At 50.5% G+C, this 25,843-nt stretch carries 22 protein-coding genes; all 22 read left to right on the top strand.

Going from position 1 to position 25,843, the window contains the following annotated elements; genetic code table 11:
- Positions 1 to 412 precede the first annotated feature (412 nt).
- The 22 genes from EDM57_RS03280 (at position 413) to hslU (ending at position 25,807) form a co-directional block, all read left to right on the top strand.
- Positions 413 to 1,033, top strand: a complete 621-nt coding sequence (locus EDM57_RS03280; protein WP_122903343.1) for a TetR/AcrR family transcriptional regulator — start codon at positions 413 to 415, stop codon at positions 1,031 to 1,033.
- 108 nt (positions 1,034 to 1,141) lie between these two features.
- Complete coding sequence (locus EDM57_RS03285; protein ID WP_122903344.1) at positions 1,142 to 1,540, top strand: hypothetical protein; 399 nt, start codon at positions 1,142 to 1,144, stop codon at positions 1,538 to 1,540.
- A 30-nt stretch (positions 1,541 to 1,570) separates the two neighbouring features.
- The gene (locus tag EDM57_RS03290; protein ID WP_122903345.1) at positions 1,571 to 4,282 is read left to right on the top strand and encodes an aminotransferase class III-fold pyridoxal phosphate-dependent enzyme; all 2,712 of its coding nucleotides are present in this window, start codon (positions 1,571 to 1,573) and stop codon (positions 4,280 to 4,282) included.
- A gap of 21 nt (positions 4,283 to 4,303) precedes the next feature.
- Entirely contained in the window at positions 4,304 to 5,194 is an 891-nt protein-coding gene (locus EDM57_RS03295) for a ferritin family protein (protein ID WP_170163361.1), read from the top strand.
- Between the two features lie 129 nt (positions 5,195 to 5,323).
- Complete coding sequence (locus EDM57_RS03300; protein WP_122903347.1) at positions 5,324 to 6,478, top strand: DUF3419 family protein; 1,155 nt, start codon at positions 5,324 to 5,326, stop codon at positions 6,476 to 6,478.
- 3 nt (positions 6,479 to 6,481) lie between these two features.
- Positions 6,482 to 7,645, top strand: a complete 1,164-nt coding sequence (locus EDM57_RS03305) for a Glu/Leu/Phe/Val family dehydrogenase (RefSeq protein ID WP_122903348.1) — start codon at positions 6,482 to 6,484, stop codon at positions 7,643 to 7,645.
- 6 nt (positions 7,646 to 7,651) lie between these two features.
- Positions 7,652 to 8,953 carry an MFS transporter gene (locus tag EDM57_RS03310; protein WP_122903349.1) on the top strand — a complete coding sequence of 434 codons (1,302 nt, stop codon included), beginning with the start codon at positions 7,652 to 7,654 and terminating at the stop codon, positions 8,951 to 8,953.
- A gap of 53 nt (positions 8,954 to 9,006) precedes the next feature.
- A complete protein-coding gene (locus EDM57_RS03315; RefSeq protein ID WP_122903350.1) occupies positions 9,007 to 10,125 on the top strand; it encodes a class II histone deacetylase in 1,119 nt (372 codons plus the stop codon).
- A gap of 1,068 nt (positions 10,126 to 11,193) precedes the next feature.
- Positions 11,194 to 11,916, top strand: coding sequence for an EAL domain-containing protein (locus tag EDM57_RS03320; RefSeq protein WP_122903351.1), 723 nt, complete (start codon positions 11,194 to 11,196; stop codon positions 11,914 to 11,916).
- Positions 11,917 to 11,931: 15 nt separating this feature from the next.
- Positions 11,932 to 12,303 carry a hypothetical protein gene (locus EDM57_RS03325; RefSeq protein ID WP_246005730.1) on the top strand — a complete coding sequence of 124 codons (372 nt, stop codon included), beginning with the start codon at positions 11,932 to 11,934 and terminating at the stop codon, positions 12,301 to 12,303.
- Positions 12,300 to 13,109, top strand: coding sequence for a GGDEF domain-containing protein (locus EDM57_RS03330; RefSeq protein WP_122903353.1), 810 nt, complete (start codon positions 12,300 to 12,302; stop codon positions 13,107 to 13,109). Before EDM57_RS03325 ends, EDM57_RS03330 begins: the two co-directional genes overlap by 4 nt.
- Positions 13,110 to 13,257: 148 nt before the next feature.
- The gene (locus EDM57_RS03335) at positions 13,258 to 13,572 is read left to right on the top strand and encodes a YbjQ family protein (RefSeq protein ID WP_122903354.1); all 315 of its coding nucleotides are present in this window, start codon (positions 13,258 to 13,260) and stop codon (positions 13,570 to 13,572) included.
- Positions 13,573 to 13,757: 185 nt separating this feature from the next.
- Positions 13,758 to 14,666, top strand: coding sequence for an AlbA family DNA-binding domain-containing protein (locus tag EDM57_RS03340; protein WP_122903355.1), 909 nt, complete (start codon positions 13,758 to 13,760; stop codon positions 14,664 to 14,666).
- Positions 14,667 to 14,690: 24 nt separating this feature from the next.
- Positions 14,691 to 15,746 (top strand): hypothetical protein, encoded by a 1,056-nt coding sequence (locus EDM57_RS03345; RefSeq protein ID WP_122903356.1) that lies wholly within the window; start codon positions 14,691 to 14,693, stop codon positions 15,744 to 15,746.
- A 188-nt stretch (positions 15,747 to 15,934) separates the two neighbouring features.
- Positions 15,935 to 17,095 (top strand): ADP-forming succinate--CoA ligase subunit beta, encoded by a 1,161-nt coding sequence (sucC, locus tag EDM57_RS03350; RefSeq protein ID WP_122903357.1) that lies wholly within the window; start codon positions 15,935 to 15,937, stop codon positions 17,093 to 17,095.
- A gap of 44 nt (positions 17,096 to 17,139) precedes the next feature.
- The gene (gene sucD / locus EDM57_RS03355) at positions 17,140 to 18,042 is read left to right on the top strand and encodes a succinate--CoA ligase subunit alpha (protein ID WP_122903358.1); all 903 of its coding nucleotides are present in this window, start codon (positions 17,140 to 17,142) and stop codon (positions 18,040 to 18,042) included.
- A gap of 130 nt (positions 18,043 to 18,172) precedes the next feature.
- Positions 18,173 to 19,288, top strand: a complete 1,116-nt coding sequence (gene dprA / locus EDM57_RS03360; protein ID WP_122903359.1) for a DNA-processing protein DprA — start codon at positions 18,173 to 18,175, stop codon at positions 19,286 to 19,288.
- 109 nt (positions 19,289 to 19,397) lie between these two features.
- The gene (gene topA / locus EDM57_RS03365; RefSeq protein ID WP_122903360.1) at positions 19,398 to 21,476 is read left to right on the top strand and encodes a type I DNA topoisomerase; all 2,079 of its coding nucleotides are present in this window, start codon (positions 19,398 to 19,400) and stop codon (positions 21,474 to 21,476) included.
- Between the two features lie 39 nt (positions 21,477 to 21,515).
- Entirely contained in the window at positions 21,516 to 22,820 is a 1,305-nt protein-coding gene (gene trmFO, locus EDM57_RS03370) for an FADH(2)-oxidizing methylenetetrahydrofolate--tRNA-(uracil(54)-C(5))-methyltransferase TrmFO (protein WP_122903361.1), read from the top strand.
- Positions 22,821 to 22,893: 73 nt separating this feature from the next.
- Entirely contained in the window at positions 22,894 to 23,835 is a 942-nt protein-coding gene (gene xerC, locus EDM57_RS03375; RefSeq protein ID WP_122903362.1) for a tyrosine recombinase XerC, read from the top strand.
- 15 nt (positions 23,836 to 23,850) lie between these two features.
- Positions 23,851 to 24,393, top strand: a complete 543-nt coding sequence (gene hslV / locus EDM57_RS03380) for an ATP-dependent protease subunit HslV (RefSeq protein ID WP_122903363.1) — start codon at positions 23,851 to 23,853, stop codon at positions 24,391 to 24,393.
- A gap of 19 nt (positions 24,394 to 24,412) precedes the next feature.
- Positions 24,413 to 25,807, top strand: a complete 1,395-nt coding sequence (gene hslU / locus EDM57_RS03385) for an ATP-dependent protease ATPase subunit HslU (protein WP_122903364.1) — start codon at positions 24,413 to 24,415, stop codon at positions 25,805 to 25,807.
- The last annotated feature ends 36 nt before the right edge of the window (positions 25,808 to 25,843 follow it).

Raw genomic sequence — 25,843 nt, forward strand, 5'->3', positions numbered from 1 at the left:
GCATTTTCGTATAAAAAGTCCCTTTAATCACCTAGAGATGCCCCCTTGTGAATTTCAAAACCCTTGATAAACCAATGTTGCCGATTTGGTGATTTTGGCTTATTGGGACTTTTTCGACAGCTACGTTTTTTGTTCCGTACAAAAGAAACTGCCCTACAGGAAATCGCTCCGCGAAGGAAAGAAGTAAATTTCCTGCAAGTGACTCGATACAAGTGAATCGACAGAGAAAGCAGGAGTACCATTTACAAAAAATTCATCAAATTTCTGGAAAAACCATCTTCTTTTTTGGCGCGATATGGTATATATTGTAATTAGTTGGTTGAATGACTGACTCTTTGTGGTGTCTTCCATACATAAAAATCCGGGTTGGAGTAAGGGAACGCACTGGAATTCACATAAGGGACTGAGATGAATGGCAAAACCGAACGTCATTTCCAAACAGGAACTGATTGAAGCAGCCAAGGCTTGCATCGTGGAAAATGGCTTGGAAAAGCTTACGCTTAAAATGGTGGCTGACAAGGCGAATGTGACGCAGGGGACCGTTTATTACCATTTTCACACCAAAAACAAACTGATGATGGACGTGGTAAAAGACGTGTGCCTTCGTTCCTGGCAAGAGATGTCGCATGCGCAAACCGTCGAATTTGTCGTCCCGGAGGCTTTGAATGCGGCCAAGGAACGGTGCCGACCGGACTCCTTTTTTCATCGGCTGTTTTTGTCGTTGGTTGTGTTCAGTTTCAACAATGAAGAAATCAAACAGGAGTTGGGCCAACTGCTCATGTTTGAAAACAAGGTGCTTTCGGAAAAGATTCAGGAGCTGATTGCAGACAAACACGCCGATTCCGGCTGGCAAGGGCCTGTCCAGGAAAATCGGTTGATGGGTGTATCCGCCGGAACCTGGGCGGTCATTATCAATGCGCTGATTGACGGCTTGGCCGTACAAAGCCTCGTTTCTCCTGAATTTGACCGAGAGAAAGTGTTTGCCGAACTGGGCGTATTCTTTCAGCAACTGTTGGAAAGCAAATCCGTCTGAGCAGCCAAACCGCAAGTCTTGGGGGCTCGCTTCATGGTCTGTTCACACTCACTTTCCTCCAATGGCTTCTTTTCCAATATCTACTCACAAAGAAAAGGGGATGAAAACATGTTTTCAGAAAAGCTGGGATTAACCTTGCTGTTCTCGATCCTGGTCTGGTTGGGAGCGACTTTGTTCTTCGTGTTTTTCGGCAGCGCGGTGTTGGTTGATCCCTATCAGCAAAATTTTCTCACAGCATTCCTGTTGTTGGAGCTTGCGACAGCGGTGGTCTTGTACATCGTCTTTGTAATCTTTCGCAAGCTTGATCCCAGTCCGTACGCGGTGGTGAAGCTGGGGCTGATCGGCAGTGCAGTCGGCTTGATTATCGATGCTTTCGTTTTATGGAACCGCGACGTGTTTTTTTCGGGATTGTCCAGTGAACAGCTGCTCGCTTTTACAATCTGGATGGCATTTGCCTATGGGTTGTACTTGCTGATTCCTCTGTTCATGAAAAAAGGCAACAAGTAATTCTTTAGATAAAAGTTGGAGGAGAATTTGATGAAGCGTCTGAATCCCGTTGTCGCAGATTTGCTCACCATCTTCAAGATGGACAAAAAGTATGTCAGGGGTGAAGGGTACTATCTGTACGAGGCCGACGGAACGCGGTATACCGATTTCATCGCCCAGTACGGTGCCATCCCCCTGGGGTACAACCACGAGGCGATCTGGGCTGCCCTGGATGAAATCAGGGAGAACAAGCTGCCGAGCCTATGTCAGCCGTCCACACCGATCAAGGCAGTAGAGCTGGCCCAGTTTTTGTGCGACAAAATGCCGGGAAATCTCTCTGTCTGCACGTTTGGCCAAAGCGGGGCGGAAGCAGTGGAAGCCGCCATCAAGCTGGCCAGAGCCGCTACCCGAAAACGCAAGATCGTCAGCACATGGAAAAGCTTTCACGGCAAAACAGCGGGAGCGTTGGCAGCAACCGGGCAGGAAGTCTATCAAAAGCCGTTTTTTATTGATACCGCAGACTACATCAAGATTCCTTACAACGACGAAGCAGCTCTGAAAAAGGTATTGCAGGAGCAGGGAGATGAAATCGCCGGTTTCCTGGTCGAACCCGTGCAGGGAGAAGGCGGGGTCAACGTACCATCGTCCACGTATCTGCGCAAGGCGCAGGAGCTTTGTCGCCAGCACGGTGTCCTGTTTATCCTCGATGAAATTCAGACAGGACTGGGCCGGATGGGCAATTGGGCCGTGTGTGTAGAGCAGGGCCTGGAGCCGGATATTCTGCTGTTGTCCAAAGCATTGGGCGGGGGAGTTGTCCCAATCGGTGTATGCATGAGCACGTCTGCTCTCTGGGAAGAGGACGATTTCGGGAAAAACCACAGCTCCACGTTTGCCAACAACAATTTTACCTGTTCCATCAGCTTGGCCTATCTCAAGTATTTGGAGCAAAACCAGCATCTGTTCCAACAGGTGAAGGAAAACGGCGCGTATATGCGGGAACGCTTGCTGCAGATTCAGCAAAAGTGGCCCGGTGTCATCAAGGAGGTACGCGGCGAAGCCTATTTGCAAGCCATCGAGTTTGAAGAGATCGATGCGGGAGATTCGTATGAATTTTCGATTCTTTGCTCGCAAGGCGGTCTTGGCTACCTGGTTTGCGGCTTTTTGCTCAATGTCTACAAACTGAGAATCATGCCTTATCTCAACCAGGAGATGGCTGTGCGGATTGAACCGCCGCTTACGATTTCCAGGGAAGAAATCGACAAGCTGCTGTACGCCATCGACCGGACTTGCGAGATTCTCTACTATCGCGATTTCTATCATTTATACCGTTATACCATTTACGACAATACCATCCCCGAAACAATTACAGACTATCGTTCAAAAAGAAGAGAGATTGTTAATTCTTCAACCACCAAAGAACCTCATCGCCGCTTTTCATTTATCGCCCACTATCCGCAAACGAGAGACTTGGCTATCAACACACCTTCATTTGAACAATTCAACGAAACAGAGCTGTCCAACATACTGGAATGGCAGGCTGACTACGGAGAGCCGGGAGTTGTTTGCACGCTTTCCAAAATCTCCTCGAAACACGGGGATGTCGCTGCCGGCAGCATTATCGCCATTCCTTACGGGGGGCCAAAAGTGCTGGAGCGCCCCAGAAAGGAAGTCGTGTCCGCCATTCGCGCGGCGATCCGCCAAGGGCGCGAAATGGGAGCCACCGTGTTCGGACTGGGTGCGTACACCTCGATCGTCACGCGCGGCGGAATCGATGTGCGGGATATGATGCTCGACCACGAGATTTTAACGACCGGCAATACGTTTACCGTCATTACGTCCGTCAACGCGTTGCTGACTGGCGCAGCCAAGATGGATATCACCCTCGAAACGTGCAGAGGAGCCGTGATCGGTGCAAATGGATCGATCGGGCGGCTGTGTGCCATTCTTTTGTCGCAAAAGATGGAAAATATAGTATTAATAGGTAGAAAAAGTAACGAGAAAGTAAATATGGAGCGCTTGCGAGAGTTGGCAAATGAAATCTACCTGCACGCCATCCTTTACCACAAGAAACGCTCGGGGATACGGGAGCGGATTTTGTCGATGCTGGAAACCGAACCCGTATTTGGCGGCGGCTTGTATGAGACACGCAAGCGGCTGTATGAGCTGTTCCTGACGGCCGAATCTTCGGAGGCAGGCAATTCCGAAGAACGGATGAACGAGGTCATCATCGACGACATCGAGCTTTTGTTCCGACAAGCCGGGCAAAAGCCTCCGATTGACTATGGGGTCGATATTGATTACTTCCTGCCTGAGCTCGATGCCATTCTGGTCGCTACCAGCAGCATCGGTGAGCTTCTGCATCCGGAATTAATCAAATCCGGTGCGGTCATCTGCGATGTTTCCCGTCCCGCCAACGTAGGCAAAATCGTGCAAGAAAAACGACCGGATGTATTGGTCATCGAAGGAGGATTGGTCAAATTTCCGGAAGAACTCGCTTTTGGCCAGAACCTGGGTTACAAGCCAGGGGTGAATTTGGCCTGCCTTTCGGAAACGATTCTCTTAACCTTGGAAAATAGCAACCGCAACATGGGCATTGGCGGACGCATCACGATGGAAGACATGTACTACATCCAGGGGCTCGCAGAAAAACACGGCTTCACACTGGCCAGCCTGCACAGCTTCGAGAAGGAAATCGATGACGATTACATCGAGCGGGTTAAAGCGGCGGTCAACAAACCACAAGTAGTTTCAGAATTTTCTTGATATAAAAAGGAGGAAATGAAAATGACGACAACTTCAAGCAAAAAAAGAGTTTCTGTCCGCAACTTTACCGCTGAAAAATGGCTGGAGATCGTACCCCACGGCTATTTGAAGGGAATGATTTACGGCCACTCTCCGCAGTACACCGTGCCTGACTACTTGCAGGAGGAAGGCAAGCTGCGCCAGGTATGCTTGTACGATTTGGCGATTTTCGCTTCCGCCGAAAAGATTGCCGTGACCACCGCTGCCGGGTTGACCAGCATCGCCGACGACGATTGGAGCCGCATCTTCCTGGCGACGCAAACATTTGACGAAGCGCGGCATTACGAGGTTTTCGTGGAACGGATTCGCGAAATGGGGCTGTCTGACGAAGAGATTGCCGATTTGATCGAGGAAGTAGCCAGCCCGGAATACCGCGATTTCCAAAAGATCATGTTCCAGCAGGTAGACAACAAAGATTTGCTGGGCGGGTTGGTCACTCTCAATATCATTCTGGAAGGCATGGCGTTCCCGCTGTACGGCTACGAGGCCCGCTTCTGGAAGCCGTTTGATCCCGGATTGACCGAGATTATTATCGGAGCGTTCAAGGATGAGACGCGCCATGTGGGCTTTGCCGAGAAAAAACTGACGGAGGCGATCCAGCAGCGTCCCGAAGAAAAAGAGCGCCTGTCGCGCCTGGCTACCGAGTGTTCGATCCGAATGGAAAAAGCGTTTGAAAGCTTCCTCAATCAGTTCGTAGGTCTCTATCAGGAAGCTTGTCAGGAGCACAAGGAAAAAGTGGGAGATGCCGAGATTGCGCCAGGAATGCGCATGATCGATACGCCAGTAGTGGATCAGGTGAACATGCTGCTGCGTGACATTATCGGCGGCCATCGGGAGCGCCTGGAGAAAATCGGTTTGAAGTACCTGAACTAATGGAGAGCCACCTGTTGCCCCAGTCTCCTGTGCCTTGAACCTGCGAAAAACAAAGGGCCAGGAGGCTGGCTGGCTTCACAGGCGAGCTTGCGCGAATAACACTTTTTACGTAAATGGGGTGTCCCTTGGATGGCAACAGCGATCAAAGAAAAGCCCGCGTCAAAGCGTATCATTTATTCCGAGCAAGACAGCATTTATAAAAAAGACTGGATTTTGTACACGACCAGTGATGAAGATTCCTACTCCGAATTAAAAGCGCTGCGCATGTACCCCAGCGACACAGTACTGGTCATCACGGGGAGCGGCTGCCGCAGTCTCGCATTGCTCGTCGACGAGCCCAAACGGCTGATTTCTGTGGATGCCAACCCCACCCAAAACTATTTGCTGGAGCTAAAGATCGAAGCCATGCGTTTGCTGCAGCATGACGAGTATCTGCAATTTCTTGGGGTGAAACCCGCCACCTTTTCCAGGCTGGACCTATACCGGGAGTTTGAACCCAACCTGACGCCCCAGGCCCAGGCGTACTGGAACCGCTATCTCGACAAAATCAAGGAAGGCTTGATTTACCTGGGGAAGCACGAGCAATTTTATAAAAAATATATCGGTTCGCTGCTGTTTCGGCCGAAGAAAAAACAGTTTCTGCACATGCTTTCGCTCACTTCCCTGGAAGAACAGAGGGCTTATTTTCATAAGCATTTCAACACGCGGCTTTGGCGCTGGTCCATCGAGAATTTGTGCCGCCAAACCATCTTCAAGTGGGCACTCGGGGACCCGAGCTACGACAACCAGGTCAGCCAGCAGCAAAGCGTCGGCAACTATATTTTGCAGAGGTTGACTCATACGTTCGAAAATCATCTGGTACGCGATAACCACTTTCTCACCTTTTTGTACTGCGGGGAGTACATGAACGAAGAGGCACTGCCTGTCTACCTGCAAAAGAGGCATTACGAGACGATCAAGAAAAACCTGGACAAAGTGGAGATTGTGACGGATCTGATCGACCAGTATCTGGCCAGGGAAAAGGAACCGTTTATCGACAAGGTGTCGCTATCGGACATATCCGGCTGGATCCCCAATGAAACGTTTCAAAAGATCCTCACGGAAATCACGCAAAAAATGCGGAAAAACGGAATCATTTGCTATCGGAATTTTTTGGCGAAGCGTTCGGTAGACCCTGGGCTTCTGAACTACTATGAGCGTGATGTGGAAATGATCGAGCGGCTGAATCACGAAGACCTGGCCTTTGCCTTTACGTTTGAGGTACTGAAAAAACGGGGGGAATAATGGATGAATACGCACTATGAAATTACGATGCATGACCCGGAAACGGACACGACGGCGTTTATCGTTATCGACCGCTTGATCGGAGGGATTGCCACGGGGGGCCTCCGCATGTCTCCGACGGTCACGCTGGAAGAAGTACGGGATTTGGCGGAAGTCATGACATACAAACACGGTCTGATGAACCTGCCGCTGGGCGGAGCCAAGGCCGGAATTGTCGGCGATCCGTCAGCGCCTGACAAGGGGAAAAAGATTGAAGCTTTTGCACGAATGGCAGAACCTCTGTTGAGAAGCTGCCTCCTGTTGGGAGAGGACATGGGCATTTACGCAGAAGATGTAAGAGCGATGTACTCCCATATAAAGCTTGACCCGCTGGAAAGAGTGCTGACCCGGCTGCGGGAGCGGGGCGTTCAGTACGAGATTGGCCAGGGAGTCCGGGCAAATGACTTGTTGTCCGATCAAAACATGGAGACGACAGCAGGCTTTGGCCTGATGGAGAGTCTGCTGGAGACGGCCGAACTGATTGATCTTCCGCTGGAGCGGGCGACTGCTGCTGTGCATGGCTTTGGCACGGTGGGCAGTGAGATCGCCAAGCTGCTTCATGATCGCGGTGTAAAAATTACAGCAGTCGCCGATGCCGAAGGAGCGATCTATCGGGAAGAAGGCCTGGACATCTATCAGTTGCTGTCCATCCGCAAACCAAATGGCTGCATGGATCGCGAAAAAATCGCCCAGGTGCAACAACTGACGCACGAGGAACTGCTGCAGTTGCCGGTCGATTTGCTGATCCCCGCTTCCGTCTCGCAGGTGATCCATGAGGGAAATGCCCACTCGATTCAGGCGAAAATCATTGTCGAGGCAGCCAATATGCCGACTACGCAGGAAGCCGATGAAATCCTCCGGGAAAAAGGCGTGATGGTGCTGCCAGATTTTATGGTCAACGCAGGTTCGGCCTTGTCGTTTGGCTTGATTATTACCGGGGAAGCCTTGCCGCAGAACATGTGGACCGAGTCGGCAAAACGGATACGCCGGATGGTGCGGACAGTGCTGACACAGAGCATAGAGCAGCAGGAGCCGACGCGCATCGTGGCTCTCGCCCTTGCTTCCGCGCATTTGCAGCAAATGCTGTACAAGGAACGCTCTGGAAGCGAAATCACCGCTTCGGTGTGATGTGCAATGAAAAAACTGTTTTTGCTGTCTGTCCTCGTCAGCCTGTTCACAGTGATGCAGGATGGAACTTTGCTGTACGTCCTGCTGCCGCAGATCCAGGAACAATTTGCAACCAGTCTGTCCACATCGATCTGGATTATGAATCTGTACATTTTGCCGTTTGCTCTGCTCATGATCGTCATGGGCAGAGTGGCGGACCGTTACGGGCACATCCGGGTGTTTCTCATCGGTTTGGCCATTTATACGGCGGGCTCCTTCCTTGGGTATTTCAGCAATTCCTTTCCGCTTTTATTGGGGAGTCGTTTTATTCAGGGGATCGGTTCTTCCATTCTCGTACCCGTCAGCCTGGTGATCTTGCTGAAGCGGTTTGGGAAAAAACGCTACGGGCAAGCGATCGGGTCCTGGAGCGCCACGTGTGCGCTTGCAGCGGCTTGCGGTCCCATCAGTGCCGGGGTGATCGGGCATTTTGCGAGCTGGAGGTTCACCTTTTTGGCAAATGGCACGCTGGTGCTGCTCGCTTTGCTGGCCCTGATTGCCTCGCTCAAATCGTCGCCTGTACCGGATGAGGAACGGGACACGCAGGTCGTCCCGATGCCGAATCTGTGGAAGGAAAGTGAAACGTACCTGTTTTTGATCGGCAACTTCTTTGCCGGATTTATTCTGAACAGTCTGCTGTATGTACTGCCTTTCATGCTGGGCAATTTTCTCGACTACGACAGCCTGCAAATCGCCTACACGGTCACTCCGTTGTGCGCATCCATGATCGTATCTGTGGGAATAGCCGGGCGACTGGAGAGAAAAATGCCGCTGGAGTTTGTCATCAGCACGGGATTTTTCGGTCTGTTGGCGAGCCTGTGCCTGTATATGCTTCGCGAGGTGCCCCTGTACGTGTACATGGGAGCTTCTTTCCTGGCCGGGCTTGGGCTTGGGATCGTCATCATTTCCATTACTTCGGCCTGGATGAAGAAATTTACCTACGATCATCTGGGATTGGGCTCTGCCATATTGAACATGCTGCGACTGGTGGGCGCTGTTATCGGCAGTTCGCTTTCTGCCAGCCTGTTTCGCAGGATGGTCGACACATCGTTGCACACGGGTGGAGTTCCCGCCAATGAGTGGCTGGCAAGCCTGAAAGCGTCCGGTGAGCCGATTGCGCAAATGGTGTGGGCCAACGGGTTTTCACAAGTGGTCGTAGGCGTGTTCGCGGTTCTCAGCCTCGTACCCGTCGCCATGATAGTCTGGTATATCGCCCGATATGGGTGGAGACGAAAGCAGCAGAATCAGGCTTCTCCCGTTCAGGATGGATAGACGCGACGGGAAGAAGCCTTCTTTTTATGGAAACAGGGAAAGGAGAATGTCCGATGAAACGAAGAACCGCTTTTGTTTGCGATGAGAGCTATTTTTGGCACAATACCGGGAATGGCGCTTTGTTTTTGCCCGCTGGCGGCTGGATTGAAACAGATGTGCATTCGGAGAGTCCGGCAACCAAACGGCGTGTAAAAAATCTGCTGGAGCGTTCCGGTTTTATCCGTGAGCTGGTACAAATCCCGCCCAGGGTGGCAACAGAAGAAGAGATTGCGGCTGTGCATGATCGAGCGTATATAGAGCGGGTGGAAGCATTGAGCCAGACGACGGGAGATGCTGGCGAACTGGCGATTGTCGGGTATGGCTCTTTTGAAATCGCCTGTTTGTCGGCGGGGGGAGGTTTGCGCGCTGTCGATGCGGTAATGCGCGGCGAGGTGGACAATGCCTACGTGCTGCACCGACCGCCCGGCCATCATGCGGAACGGGACAAGGGCATGGGATTCTGCCTGTTCAACAACGTCGCCATCGCAGCCAGATACGCGCAGCGAGCATATGGCCTAAAGCGGATCGCAATCGTGGATTGGGATGTCCATCACGGAAACGGCACGGAAAGCATTTTTTACGATGATCCTGAGATACTGTTTGTTTCCTTGCACCAGGAAAACAACTATCCTCCCGAAAGAGGCCACTTGCATGATACAGGAAAAGGGGCGGGGGAAGGATACACGATGAATATTCCGTTGCCGGCCGGTACCTCTGATGCAGGCTATCTGGAGGCGCTCCGAACCATCGTCGCACCTGTGATCCGCCAGTTTGGACCCGAGCTGATTCTCGTCTCTGCGGGGCAGGATGCCAGCCTGTTTGATCCGTTGGGCAGAATGATGGTGACTGCCGAAGGGTTTTATCACATGGCAAAGGAAATGCATGCGCTGGCCGATGAATGCTGTCAGGGCAGGCTGATTGCCTGTCACGAAGGCGGATACAGCGCAGCCTACGTTCCGTTTTGCACGCTGCGGGTGATCGAGGCGTTGAGCGGCATCCGAAGCGTGGTGGAAGACCCATTCGCTCCAACGTTCCAGCATTTGCCGACGCAAGTAATCACCCGCGATCAACGGCTTCACTTGCAACTGGCGAAGGAGCAGCATGCGAAACACTGGACTGTTTTGCAAACGTAAACGTAAAACAATCTGATCCGAGCATTCATCCGGCTGTAAATATCCGCCTTCTATACGGATAGACAGAAGGGATAGGGGAGATAGCGAAGAATAAATCAGAAGCGTTATCGCTCGACTATGCAAGAAAAGTCAAAAGGCAGATGAAAGTCAACTTCCTTCTTCGCAAATGACCGGAAAAGTGGTTACAAACGTAGAGTGTCCAGTGATGGGCGCTCTTTTTCTGTCTGATCTTGGTGATCGTCGAAATGGACAAGCAGGCTACAAACGGCGGCAAATAACCTGGATGTACTCGCGTATTTTTCATGGTGGAGCATTGATATTCAAATATTGACTTGTTCTTTTCTTCCCGCAGCTCCATATTTTTGAACACAGTTTTCCTACACTAACCTTATCTATAAAACACGGAAGTGGCAGGAGGAATGGGGGAGTCGCTTACGAAAGGGAGAAGGCTGGTGCCTGTCGCAGACATCCAGAAGAAGCTTCCCCGGATGCAGAAGCAACGACGAGGCCCTTTCGCCACATTCACTACCACCGAATCTCATTAATTATACAAAATTTGGAATCTGTAATAGTAACCCGACCATAATCACGAAACCGAATGTCATCGCCATCCCCCTTTCCTTTACAAAACACCTTTCCCCAACCAGTATGAAAAAACAGCAAAATGCCAAAGCAGAGCGGTTCAAGTAGATCAACCAGAAAGCAGCAGAATCACAACAAGGCGAAAAATAATTGTTCCATTATAGAAAAACAGCCTTCCTATTCGCAGAAAATTATGCCGAGTTATCCAAAAGTTGCTTTTTTTTGAATGGGGATTTAGTATGATTTGGAAGGGAATATGCAAAACAATGGCGAATAACTAGGAACAAAGACATATGTTGTCGAATAGACTGGAGATTTTGTGATCTCTTTTACCTAGTTTTCGCGCCGAAAACTTCTAGGGTTTGCGGTCTTACTGGTCGTTGAACTTCCCAGCACTTCCAATGAATTGGGCGTACATCCTATGCACCTCTCACTTGGAAAGCTTTCTCTGTGTTCATATTTGCTAGGAAAGGGAAAGGAAAATTGATGGAGAGCTTTGCGGAACTATTTGAGAAAAGAGAGTATTATCATGCGTTTCAGCCCATATGCCAATTCCCAGATAAAAAAAGAATAGGGTATGAGGTGCTGCTCCGCAGTAAATCGGGTCGAAACCCGGAGCTGTTGTTTGCGATGGCCAAGGAAAAAAGAAAGTTGCCAGAGCTGGATACCCAGTCTTTTCGGCATGCGCTTCTGTCTTTTTTTCGTTCATCCAAGGAACACACACAGGAGCTCCTGTTTGTCAATATTTTTCCGTCCACGATCGTGGAAGATTCGTTTCCAGGATTCATTGAGGAAATCAAGCAAGCTTTTCTTCCGTATTTGAAAAGAGTCGTCCTGGAAATAAACGAATCGATCATGGAAGGGGAAGGTTGGCATGATCCTGTTTTTACCAATCGGATTCGTGAGTTGAAAAAGATAGGCTTTTTGATTGCGTTGGATGATGTAGGGGATGCAGCAAATATTTTTCAAAAAATAACGGATCTTTCGCCGGATTTCATCAAGATCGATCGTTTCTATTCCAAGGATCTTTCGACTTCGCAAGAAAAACAGACAGTCATCAAGCTGTTTGTTGACTTTTGCAAGTACGAACCTCAACTCATTCTTGAAGGAGTTGAAGAAGAAGAAGATTTTGCTTGCGCCTCTTCATTGGGAATCGCAATGGGACAAGGATACCTTTTCGGAAAACCGGATCGCCTGCGGGAAGAGTAAGAGGGGAGAGCAGAATTGGAGGAATTACTGATGTTTGGTGATAGTAGCGTATATTCAAGGAAAGCCACTCTATCCTTAAAAATTTCCGAGTTTGAAGTGCCTCCGATGCAGGATTTGCTGATTATTGGCAGAAAAGCGCCAATTGGACCGGAAGCGGTACGGAGGATGGCAGAGGCGCTGTCTCCGGAGCAGTTTACCCTGCTGAAAATCGATCATCCGAAGATCGAGGCGGTGCTTTTGCGAAACTCGATCCTGCAGATGATGGACGAAAAACTGCTGATGAAAATTATTCTTGAGGAATCAGAGCGGATGATTAGTGAATCAATGGTATTGCGTTCTGAACTGAAAATTGCGTTGTCTGTACAGCGTGAGGTGGATTTGCTATGAACATCTCCGAAATCATGAATCCGACGATCTATTCCATTTCCTCTGACAAATCCGTTTCCCATGCTGCGAAGCTCATGAGTGAGTATCAAATGGATTCGCTGGTTGTCATTGACCATGGAGAGGTAGTCGGTTTAGTGACTTCCCGAGATGTCCTGACTGCGCATCCAAACCGGATTGTTGCCGATGCGATGTGCAACGAGGTGCATTACCTGCTGGCGGATCAGAACATTTGGGAGGCGCACCATTACTTTCTCAATGAAAATGCCCGACTGGCCATTATCCTCGAGGACCAGCAGGTAAGCGGGATGATTACGAAAGAAATCGTGGACATGCAAATTGCCCAATACAAAGACCCGCTGTCCGGTCTGTATCGGGCGCCTTATATCCAATTTATCGGGGAGAGCTATTTGCAGAAAAAAATCCCGTTTCACCTGCTGTTCATCGATTTGAACAATTTCGGCAGAATTAACAAGCAATATGGTCATCCGTTTGGCGATGATGTCATCCGGACCTATTCGGCCGTTCTTTCTTCGGTTGCCGAGGATCAAGGTGGTCACTTGTGCCGTTATGCGGGGGATGAATTTGTCTTGATTTCTACTGCTCCTGACGCGCTTGTCGAGCAGTATATCGAGCTGATTTCGCGACCGACCGACGTGCTGGACATTACGGTTTCCGCAGCAGTCGGCCATGTGAACGGCTACAGTGAGCCTGATTTTTTCAGCCACTCCTGGAGGGAACTGATCGCGCAAGCAAGCCTTGCATCATCTGCGATCAAGGCACAGAGGATGGAGTCTTCTTTTTCCTGATTGTGACTGTTACGCTGCTGGATATGGCGTGGGCAAGGCGCACACGAGGAAGCCGCCCGCTAAAAATGGGCAAATGAAACCGACGCGAAGTTCATTCGTATTACCTATTGTCAGAGAGAAATGAAATCGGTCAGAGGAGGCCTACTACATGATTATTTCTACAACCAGCACCTTGCAAGGAAAAGAAATTGAAGCCTATCTGGATATTGTCAGCGGAGAAGTCATCATGGGAGCAAACGTGGTTCGCGACTTTTTGGCAGGAATCACGGACATTATCGGCGGCAGAAGCGGCTCCTATGAAAGCAAACTGGCAGAAGGACGCGAGCTGGCGCTGCAAGAAATGAAGGAAAAAGCGCGCGCGCTTGGGGCAAACGCTGTCATTGGGGTCGATCTCGACTTCGAAACGCTGCGAGAAGGCATGATGATGGTCATCGCGACCGGAACCGCTGTTCGAGTAAAATAAGCCGGCAAACGCCCGGCTTTTCTTTTTTTGTGCAACATTTGCGAGCGCTTCAAGCCATTGAAAGCGAAGAGAAGCAAGCGGCGTTCCCAGCTGATTACATAAAAAAACTGGTCAATCTCCAAATAGTTGCGTTAAAATATGACCAAACAATGACAAGGATACCAAACAAAAGAACGAGGGAAAACATGCGCCATATTTGTTCCTTACTCGCCGTTGTCCATGAACTGACAGAACAGTCTGTGCGTTTTGACTTGTACCAGGAGATTCGAAGAACGACCACTGTCCGAGAGTTGCTGAGACCAAATGCCCAGTTGCCTCGGCACTATTTTGACTATTTGTTTCATTCAGGCGTGATGGATGTGGAGAACGATCCCCCTTACCAGCCAGGGGTGATAAAGCCGGCTTCAATCGGAATGAACATCCGGTCACTCGGCGGCAACGTATTGTTTGACATGTGCTTCGCTCCCCAGACGTATAAATTATGGCAGAATACAGATGCCAGCCTGGAAGACCTGTCTTTGCCGCCTGATATTTTTGAAGAGTACGTATATCGCCTGGGGGCCATCAGCAGGTTTCGCTACCTGGGGCGGGTAGACGATCCGCTCGTGGCGACTTCGCTTGGCGAAAACGACATGATCGAATTCAAGCGCGACTTTTTGCTGTCCAAAGGCGGAATCATTAAGACAATTGTCGCATTCGCCAATTCGAACAATGGCAATCTCTTCCTGGGGATTACCGATGAAGGGACCGTTTGCGGCATCGATCACGAAATCGAACAGTACGGCGACCCGGATAAATACATACTGGCCATAACACAGTACATTCAGGACAAGACCTCGCCATTCATCACACCGTTTCCGAAAATCTCCCTGAAAAAAGTGAACGGCAAGCATGTCGTCGCGATTTTTGTGGAGGTTGCCTCCGAACTGATTTGCGGTCTGGATAAAAATAGCGAGAAATACGTCGTCATCCGCACGAACAATCGCTCGGTCGTAGTCAAAGACCCGCATCAAATAGGCGAAATTTACGTCAAACGAAAACTTGGCAGTGAGATCAGCCGACGATTGGGACTTTTGCAGAATCATCGGGCATGATGGATATTCGAAGGAGGGTGCTGCATGGTATCGTCTTTGCGTGCTTACCTGTTCATTGTGATGGTGGCAAGTATGATGATTGCCGGTTGTGCACAGACTGACAAAGTGCCAGCCGACATGAGTAACCACATCGAGAAAGAGCTTGATGCGGTGGAAAAAGTAACCGTCATGTCAACAGATGGGCAGGAAGTGATGCTGGATTTGCCGACATTCATGAAGGAACTGGCTGGACAGGGCAAAGATTTGCAGCTTTCAGAAACAGCCTTGAAGCAGGAAGACGTGCGCTTTACGCTCGTCCTGTACCGCAAGCAATTGGCCCCGCTCGTCGTGGCCGTTGGAGAAGGGGCCAGCCAGTTTGGCGAAAATACATATCGCGGTGCAGGGGCAGTCGCCTTTTATCAATGGATTCAGAAGCTGACAGGAAAAGGATTGTTGTCGCAAAAAATCAACACCGTCCTGCTCTCCGCCGAGGACATCTCCAAGACGAGGGTGCTGGGAGAGACAGAAATGGAAGCAATCCGCACAGTGCTGGCAGCGGCTGTGCCCGAGACAGGGGCGACCCGGAAGCAGTATCCGCTCTATCCGAATTACCGCTTGCGCATCAATTCAGCAGAAAGACCGCTGGAAGTAACCGTGTTGACCCCGACCTTAATCAGTGTGCCGTTTGGAAAGGAAACCCACACGTTTCACGTGGACGGCGAGCTTTTTTCCAAGCTGACAGAGTGGATTCCTCCGGCTGAGATGGAAGAAATGCAGTTGGAGCAGCTTTTCAAGGCAAGCAAGATTCGGATTGCCCCGACAGGCGCCATGGCTGTGGAAGGTCTGGAGCTGGAAGTCAGGAAGACGACCGTGGAGCAGGGGATTGCACATCAGGCCGTGCGCCTTTTGCAAACGGCAGAGTTGTTGAAGGAAGCACCAAAAGAACCGGGACCAGAGCAGTACCGCTTATACTTTACCGTGAACGGGAAAGAGCACGAATTGATTTTGTATGACAATCATTTCCAAATAGACGCAAATTGGTTCGCTCACCATGAAATGGCCGACGCGATGTGGAAATTGTTGCAAAGTGCTAGAAAATGATGGGTTTTCCTCATGAAGTTTCGAAGTTATGGTCACGATAAGGAGAACATATTACTACCACTTTTGCATTTTTTGTCGTAGAATAGTTACGTTGCACTGATAGTGGCAGCTATTGACCGAAAGAAGACAGTTGTCTTTTGGCCGGTCTAAAAGCCTGCCGATCTTTATCTGCCATAGGAGGATGGAGAATGAACATTCATGAGTATCAAGGCAAAGAGATACTTAAGCAGTACGGTGTAAAAGTTCCAGAAGGTCGCGTAGCTTTCACAGTGGATGAAGCTGTTGAAGCAGCGAAAGAGCTGGGCACCCAGGTCGTTGTCGTAAAAGCGCAAATCCACGCTGGTGGCCGTGGTAAAGCTGGCGGTGTAAAAGTAGCGAAAAACCTGGACGAAGTTCGTACATATGCCAGCGAAATTCTTGGCAAAGTGCTGGTAACTCATCAAACAGGTCCAGAAGGCAAAGAAGTAAAACGCCTCTTGATCGAGCAAGGCTGCGATATTAAAAAAGAATACTACGTGGGTGTCGTTGTTGACCGTGCGACAGGCAGCGTAGTAATGATGGCTTCTGAAGAGGGCGGTACGGAGATCGAGGAAGTAGCAGCAAAAACTCCGGAAAAAATCTTCAAAGAAGTGATCGATCCGGTAACTGGCCTGAACGCGTTCCAGGCACGCCGTCTGGCTTATGCAATCAACATCCCGAAAGAACTCATCAACAAAGCAGCGAAGTTCATGATGAGCCTGTACCAGGCATTTGTTGACAAAGACTGCTCTATCGCGGAAATCAACCCGCTCGTTGTTACTGGCGACGGTGAAGTAATGGCACTCGATGCCAAACTGAACTTCGACAGCAACGCTCTCTACCGCCATCCTGACGTTGTAGCTCTGCGCGACCTGGATGAAGAAGACGAGAAAGAAATCGAAGCGTCCAAATACGATCTGTCCTACATTGCTCTCGATGGTAACATCGGCTGCATGGTAAACGGCGCTGGTCTTGCGATGGCTACCATGGACATCGTGAAATTTTACGGTGGAGATCCAGCCAACTTCCTCGATGTAGGTGGCGGTGCGACCGAGGAAAAAGTAACCGAAGCGTTCAAAATCATCCTGCGCGACGAAAAAGTAAAAGGCATTTTCGTCAACATTTTCGGCGGTATCATGAAATGTGACGTTATCGCAAACGGCGTTGTGAATGCAGCGAAACAAATCAAACTGGACAAACCGCTCGTTGTACGTCTCGAAGGTACAAACGTAGACCTCGGCAAGAAAATCCTCAATGAATCCGGTCTGAACATCGTTGCAGCTGAATCCATGGCTGACGGCGCTGAGAAAATCGTATCCTTGGTAAAGTAAGCAATTGCGAGTAGATACGTAAAAAAAGGTGGGAAAAAAACGCGATGAGTATTCTCGTTAACAAAAATACAAAAGTAATTACCCAAGGGATTACCGGTGCAACAGGTTTGTTCCACACTCGCGGAGCCGTTGAATACGGTACACAAATGGTTGGTGGCGTAACGCCAGGAAAAGGCGGAACCGAAGTAGACGGTATTCCAATTTTCAACACCGTAGCAGAAGCCGTTGAAAAAACAGGTGCAAATGCTTCCGTTATCTACGTTGCTCCTCCTTTTGCGGCTGACGCAATCATGGAAGCGGTTGACGCTGAATTGGATCTGGTTATCTGCATCACCGAAGGTATTCCTGTCCTCGACATGGTAAAAGTAAAACGTTACATGGAAGGCAAGAAAACCAAGCTGATCGGACCTAACTGCCCAGGCGTTATCACTCCGGGCGAGTGCAAAATCGGTATCATGCCAGGCTACATTCACACCCCTGGTAAAGTGGGTATCGTATCCCGCTCCGGTACCTTGACTTATGAAGCGGTACATCAAACTACCACTCGCGGCATCGGTCAATCCACTGCTGTCGGTATCGGTGGCGACCCTGTAAAAGGAATGGAGTTCATCGATGTACTGAAACTGTTCAACGAAGACCCAGACACAGAAGCGGTTATCATGATCGGCGAGATCGGTGGTACTGCGGAAGAAGAAGCGGCTGAATGGATCGCGGCGAACATGAAAAAACCAGTAGTAGGCTTCATTGGCGGACAAACTGCTCCTCCAGGAAAACGCATGGGTCACGCTGGTGCGATCATCTCCGGCGGTAAAGGTACAGCTGCTGAGAAAATCGCGAAGCTCGAAGCTTGCGGCGTACGCGTAGCGAAAACACCAGCAGTCATCGGTGAAACACTGGTTGAAGTGCTGAAAGAGCGCGGCATGCTGGATAAAGTGTTGAACAAGTAATCGTTTTGATAAAGAAGTGGACAGGCAGATGCTTGTCCGCTTTTCTTTTTTTGAAAGAGTCTGCTGTCTTTCGCTACAATAGCACTCGAAGCCGACCAAGGGAACGCTTGGCATGCAAGGAGGGTGCTTGATGGACAAACCGAAAATCAGTGAGCGAGACTGGCTGTATGTACTGGCGATGACGCCGGGTCTGGGTCGTCGAACCATCAGGAAAATTGGCGAAACAGCCGGGTCATTTCAAAACGCTGTCGATCATTGGCTAATGATCGGGGAAGAGTTGGGGCTTTCTGTCGAGCTTGTACAACAAATTGATAGGAAAACAAATGCCGCAGCAGTCATGCCCTTGTTGGCAAAAAGGGAAGCGAGTCCGATTCGCTTTCTTTGCATCCTTGACGAGGACTATCCCTCCTTGCTGCGGCAAATTCCCGATCCGCCGCTGACGCTGTTTTACCGCGGTGATCGCAAGCTGCTTGCACAGGTTGCCATCGGAGTTGTCGGCTCGCGCAAGCCAACGCCGTACGGGCGGGCGAGCTGCGCGTATTTGGTGAAGGAGCTGGCGCAGGCCGGTCTTGTGATCGTATCGGGATTGGCTTATGGCATTGACGGCGAAGCTCATCAGGCCGCACTCGCAGCAGGAGGAAAGACCATCGCCGTAATGGGCTGCGGCCTGAATCATGTTTATCCGCCAAGACATCGTGCGCTGTACGAAAAAATTGAATCTTTCGGACTACTTTTGTCTGAATATCCACCTGATACTCCGCCCGTCCCAGGGCTGTTTCCGGAACGAAACCGCATTATCAGTGGGCTCGGTCTTGGCGTAGTCGTCGTGGAAGCGGCTGAAAAAAGCGGCTCGCTGATTACCGCGGACTGTGCGCTGGAGCAAGGCCGCGAAGTTTTTGCCGTTCCAGGCCCCATTTTTTCCTTGATGAGCGAGGGGCCGCATAACTTGCTCAAACAAGGAGCAAAGCTAGTAACAAGAACCAGCGACATTCTTGAGGAATTGCCGCTGGTATATGCCGGCGCTACAGATACAGCTATCGCAGACAGAAAAAACAGCAGTTCCACGACGCTTTCTGCGGAGGAGAGCGTGATTGTGGAGGCGATCACATACGAAGGTGTGCATGTAGATGAACTTGTGCAGCAGTTGGAGCCGCACCAGCGCAAAAACGTGCATCAATTGCTTATCCAACTGGAGGCAAAAGGGGTGCTCGCTGCACTGCCAGGGGGGTATTTTGCGCGTCGCTAAGGAGTGCATGCCATTCCCTGCGGATCTCCTATCGCTCGCAAGTGTTTGACAAACGGGATTCGCATATTTAATAATAGGGAAGATTCCTTACTAAAAGGGGAGGAAAAAAATGGCTGATACGCTCGTAATCGTAGAATCCCCTGCGAAAGCGAAAACCATTGGAAAATATCTGGGAAGTAAATATATCGTAAAAGCGTCCATGGGACATGTGCGCGATCTCCCGAAAAGTCAGATGGGAGTCGATGTCAATCGTGGCTTTGAACCCAAATACATAACCATTCGCGGCAAGGGCGATGTACTCAAGGGCCTGAAGGATGCCGCCAAAAAAGTAAAGAAAGTCTATCTGGCAGCCGACCCGGATCGCGAAGGGGAAGCAATTGCCTGGCATCTGGCCCAGTATCTCGGTCTTGATTTGAACCAGCCGCTGCGCGTGGTGTTCAACGAGATTACCAAAGACGCGATCAAGGAAGCGTTCAAGCATCCGCGCCACATCAACATGGACCTGGTGAACGCCCAGCAGGCGAGACGTATTTTGGATCGGCTGGTCGGCTACAACATCAGTCCGATCCTTTGGAAAAAAGTGCGCAAAGGCTTGAGTGCCGGGCGCGTCCAGACTGTTACCGTCAAGCTGATACTGGATCGGGAACGGGAAATTCGCGAATTCATTCCCGAGGAGTATTGGACGATTTCGACCAAACTCGCAAGCAATGGCAAAGAGTTTGAAGCGAAATTTTACGGCTATGACGATGAAAAAGTCGAGCTGAAGTCTGAAGAAGACGTCAAGCGCGTGCTGGACAAAATGAAAGACCAGCCGTTTGTCGTGCAAAAGGTGACAAAGCGCGAGCGCAAACGCAATCCTGCACCGCCTTTTATCACCAGTTCCCTGCAGCAGGAAGCGGCGCGCAAGCTCAATTTCCGCACGGCCAAGACGATGCGAATCGCCCAGGAGCTGTACGAGGGGATCGATGTCGGCAACAAGGAAGGCGCAGTCGGTTTGATTACGTACATGCGTACGGACTCGACCCGTGTATCCGAAACCGCGCAAAATGAGGCAAAAGCGTACATACAGGAGAAGTTCGGCGCTGACTACATACCGGCTGAGCCGCGTGTCCAGGTCAAAAAAGAAAATGCACAGGATGCGCACGAAGCGATCCGCCCAACTTCGGTGGCGCGCACGCCGGATGAAGTCAAAGAGTTTTTGACAAGAGATCAGTTGCGCCTGTATCGTCTCATTTGGGAGCGGTTTCTCGCGAGCCAGATGTCTTCCGCTGTACTCGATACGATGAGTGTTGATATTGACGCAGGGGGCGTCATGTTCCGAGCAACCGGTTCGAAAGTGAAGTTCCCTGGTTTCATGAAGGTTTATATAGAAGGAAATGATGACGGCACAGAAGAAGAGAGCTTCCTGCCGCCAATTGATGAAGGCCAGACCCTTGAACAGAGAGAAATAACGCCGGCGCAGCATTTTACCCAGCCGCCGCCGCGTTACTCGGAAGCGCGTCTCATCAAGACGCTGGAAGAAGGCGGCATCGGCCGTCCTTCGACTTATGCGCCTACACTGGAAACCATTCAGAAGCGCGGCTACGTCTCGCTGGAGGAAAAGAGATTCATCCCGACAGAGCTGGGGGAAATCATCATTACGCTGATCGAGGAGTTTTTTCCGGAGATTCTCAACGTGGAGTTTACCGCGCATATGGAGTCCGGTCTCGACGAAATCGAGGAAGGCACGGCGAATTGGGTACAGATTCTCGAAGACTTTTACAAAGACTTTGCCAAGCGGGTCGCGGTAGCCGAAGAAGAAATGAAGGAAGTAGAGCTGAAAGACGAAGAGTCTGACGAGACCTGTGAGCTTTGCGGTCGAGTGATGGTCTACAAGCTCGGGCGCTTCGGCAAGTTCCTCGCCTGTTCCGGCTTCCCGGAATGCCGCAATACGAAGCCGATCGTCAAAGAAACGGGAGTAAAGTGCCCGCAATGTGAAACCGGACAAATCATCGAACGTAAATCTAAGAAGAGCCGTATTTTTTACGGCTGTAACCGATACCCGGAGTGCGATTTTGTATCGTGGGACAAACCGATTGCCCGTCCTTGCCCGAAATGCGCAAGCCTCATGGTGGAGAAAAAGCGCAAGAAGCAAGGGGTTAGCGTTGTCTGCACCAAATGCGACTATCAGGAAGAAGCAGACTCCTGATTGAACGAGATAGAATTTGTAGCTTGGAGGACGAACAGCATGACAACACCAACGATTACAGTAGTAGGCGCAGGTTTGGCCGGAAGCGAGGCTGCCTGGCAAATTGCCAAGGCAGGCATTCCCGTCAAGCTGTACGAAATGCGGCCGAAAACCCAGACGCCTGCCCATCATACAGACAAGTTCGCGGAATTGGTCTGCAGCAACTCCTTGCGTGCGAACTCCTTGACGAATGCCGTCGGCGTATTAAAAGAAGAAATGCGCCGACTGGACTCGATCATCATCCAGGCTGCTGACCGTTGCGCGGTTCCGGCAGGGGGAGCGCTCGCGGTAGACCGGCATGAGTTTGCTGGCTATGTCACGGACGCCGTGAAAAATCATCCGCTGATCGAAGTCATCACGGATGAGATCACGGACATTCCGGCGGACGGAATCGTCGTCATTGCGACAGGCCCACTGACGTCGCCAGCGCTTTCCCAAAAGCTCAAGGAGCTGACTGGGGAAGAATACCTATATTTTTATGATGCTGCAGCACCAATTATTGAAAAAGACTCCATCGACATGAACAAGGTATTCGTGGCGTCCCGGTACGATAAAGGAGAGGCTGCTTACCTGAACTGCCCGATGACGGAGGAAGAATTCAATCGTTTCTACGACGAACTGATTGCCGCCGAAGCCGTCCCGTTGAAGGAGTTTGAAAAAGAAATTTACTTCGAGGGCTGCATGCCGATCGAGGTCATGGCAAAACGCGGCCGACAAACGATGCTGTTTGGTCCGATGAAGCCAGTTGGGCTGATCGACCCGCGCACAGGCAAAAAGCCGTATGCAGTGGTGCAGCTTCGCCAGGACAACGGGGCAGCTACCCTGTACAACATGGTCGGCTTCCAGACTCATCTGAAATGGCCGGAGCAAAAGCGGGTGTTCTCGCTGATCCCTGGCTTGGAAAACTGTGAAATCGTTCGTTACGGTGTCATGCACCGCAACACGTTCATCAATTCGCCCAAGCTGCTTCGTCCTACCTATCAGTACAAGGAGCGCGACACGCTGTTCTTTGCAGGACAAATGACAGGGGTAGAAGGGTATGTGGAATCTGCTGCTTCCGGACTGCTTGCAGGAATCAACGCAGCGCGTTTGGCAAAAGGCGAAGAGCTGATTGTACTCCCACCAGAGACAATAATAGGTAGTATGGCGCATTACATTACGACGGCTGATCCGAAACATTTTCAGCCGATGAACGCGAATTTCGGACTGGTTCCCGAATGGCCGGAGCGAATTCGGAACAAGCGTGAGAAAAACGAAAAGCTTGCTGAGCGGGCGCTAGATACAATTCAGAATTTTACACAATAACGACACAATTAGCGTTGATATCCGAATTTCGTCTGTGTTACTATATAGGTGCTTCGAGGAGGGTGCATCCCATATGGACATTTCGCAACAAATTTCTGCGGATCTTGCGATGTTTACCCGTTATTTGCGAGTAGAAAAAAACGCCTCTCCTCATACGGTAAAGCAGTATTTGGCAGATATCAGCGAATTTGTCTCCTTTATGGAACAGCACCAAATCTCCGTATTTGCTGCTGTTTCTTATTTGCATGGTCGCTCCTTTCTCGCGCAATTGGCGGGCAGGGGGTTATCCCGGCGAAGTATTGCGCGCAAGCTCTCCAGCTTGCGAAGCTTGTATCGATTTTTGTTGCGTGAAGGTCAGCTAGAGCAAAATCCATTCCAACTCGTTTCCACTCCGAAAATGGAGAAGAAACTCCCTTCATTTTTGTATCCACAAGAGGTTCAAGCGTTTTTTGATCTGCCTGACACAACAACACCTTTAGGAATACGGGATCGACTGATATTTGAACTGTTGTACGCGAGCGGCATGCGAGTTTCGGAACTGGTTACCTTGGCGGTCGATGATGTCAATCCGAGCATGGGCGTCGCGCTTGTATATGGAAAAGGAGCAAAAGAGCGGTATGTGCCTGTCGGGAGTTATGCCTGCGACGTTCTTAGGCAATACCTAGAGTATGGAAGAAAAAAACTGTTGGCCGGAAGAGCAGATCACGGCAACCTGCTGGTCAACTATCGCGGAGAGCCGTTGTCCGACCGCAGCGTTCGCCGGATTGTAGACAAGTACGTAGATATGTGCGCTTCTCATTTGCGTGTTTCCCCTCACACGTTTCGTCACACGTTTGCGACCCATATGTTGAATGGGGGGGCAGACCTCCGGACGGTCCAGGAACTGCTGGGACATGTCAATGTGTCCACGACGCAAGTATACACGCATGTGACCAAGGAGCGACTTCGCCATGTATATGACACCGCTCACCCGCGGGCTAACCCGAATCGTACAGGTTCCGCCAATCGGGAATAACGGGAGGAATCAGTGATGGAACAGTTTCACGCAACAACCATATTCGCGATTTCGCATAACGGGGCAACCGCGATGGCCGGGGACGGCCAGGTTACCTTTGGAAACAGCATGGTCATGAAGCATGGGGCCAAAAAAGTAAGGCGGCTCTATCGCGGAGAAGTTTTGGCCGGATTTGCAGGCTCAGTTGCCGATGCTATTACCCTGTTCGAAAAGTTCGAAGGCAAGCTTGAGGAATACCACGGAAACCTTCAGCGAGCTGCTGTGGAACTGGCGAAGGAGTGGCGCATGGATAAAGTTTTGCGCCGTCTGGAAGCGATGATGATTGTGGGCAACAAAGAGCACCTGTTGCTGATCTCAGGCAACGGGGAAATCATCGAACCGGATGACGGGATTTTGGCGATCGGCTCTGGCGGCAGCTTTGCCCTGGCTGCCGGCCGCGCTTTGAAATCATACGCGCCACACCTGAGTGCCCGGGAAATTGCAGAAGCATCACTTCGAACTGCTGCCGAGATTTGCGTGTTCACGAACAACAATCTTGTGGTGGATGAGTTGAATTGAGCGAAAGGGAGGAACTTCTGTGCTGAATCTTGAGCAATTAACTCCGCGTAAGATCGTAGAACATTTGGACAAATACATCGTCGGGCAGGCGCAAGCCAAGAAAGCTATCGCTGTGGCGCTTCGCAACCGCTATCGCCGGAGTCTTTTGCCGGAGCAGATGATTGACGAGGTGGTTCCCAAAAATATCTTGATGATCGGACCAACCGGGGTGGGAAAAACCGAGATTGCCCGCCGGATTGCCAAGCTTACCGGCGCTCCGTTTATCAAGGTAGAAGCGACCAAGTTCACAGAAGTTGGCTATGTAGGACGAGATGTAGAGTCGATGGTGCGCGATCTGGTGGAAGCCTCCATCCGAACTGTGAAGCAGGAAAAAGTGGAAGCGGTCAAGGAAAAAGCGGAGAAGCTCGCCAATGAAGCGATTGTAAATGCCTTGGTTCCATCCCGCAAGCAGCAAAGCTCGTTCAAAAACCCGCTGGAAATGTTGTTTGGCGGACACCAGCAGCAGCCAGAGCCGCATGACCAGGAAGAAGCGTCCGTCCTGCAGCAGCGCAGACAAGTGGCTTGGCAATTGGCGAATGGACAGTTGGAAGAGCAAATGATCGAGATTGACGTCGAAGATCAATCGCCAACCATGTTTGACATGTTCCAGATCCCGGGTACAGAACAAATGGGGATGCAAATGCAGGATATGCTCGGCAGCTTGATGCCCAAGCGGACGAAGAAACGAAAATTGCGAATTAAAGATGCTCGAAAGGTATTAATTCAGCAAGAAGCGCAAAAACTGGTGGATATGGACGAAGTTACCCAGGAGTCGATTCGTCGGGCAGAGCAACATGGCATTATTTTTATCGACGAAATCGACAAGATTGCAGGTAAGGACGGCCGTGGGCCAGATGTATCCCGCGAAGGCGTACAAAGAGACATATTGCCGATTGTGGAAGGCTCCACGGTTATGACGAAATACGGTCCGGTGAAAACAGATTACATCCTGTTTATCGCAGCGGGAGCATTTCACATGGCCAAACCGTCTGATTTGATTCCGGAACTGCAAGGCCGTTTTCCGATCCGGGTTGAGCTCACGAGCTTGCGCGTCGAGGATTTTGTGCGAATTTTGACAGAACCGAAAAATGCGCTGCTCAAGCAATACGTGGCCTTGCTGGAAACAGAGGGCGTCCGGGTAGAATTCACACAGGAAGCCATCCAGGAGATTGCCAAGATGGCTGCTGAAGTCAACCAGAGCACGGACAACATTGGTGCGAGACGTTTGCACACGATACTGGAAAAGCTGTTGGAGGATCTTTCGTTTGAAGCCCCTGATATTCACCTGGAAGTCGTGCAAATCACCCCAGATTACGTCCGACAAAAGCTCGGATCAATTACAGGAAACAAAGACTTGAGTCAATACATTTTATAGTGATTGGGTAGGTAGTACACATATTGGGAGGAAATA

The organism is Brevibacillus gelatini (genome assembly GCF_003710935.1).
GTDB classification, from domain to species: Bacteria; Bacillota; Bacilli; order Brevibacillales; family Brevibacillaceae; genus Brevibacillus; species Brevibacillus gelatini.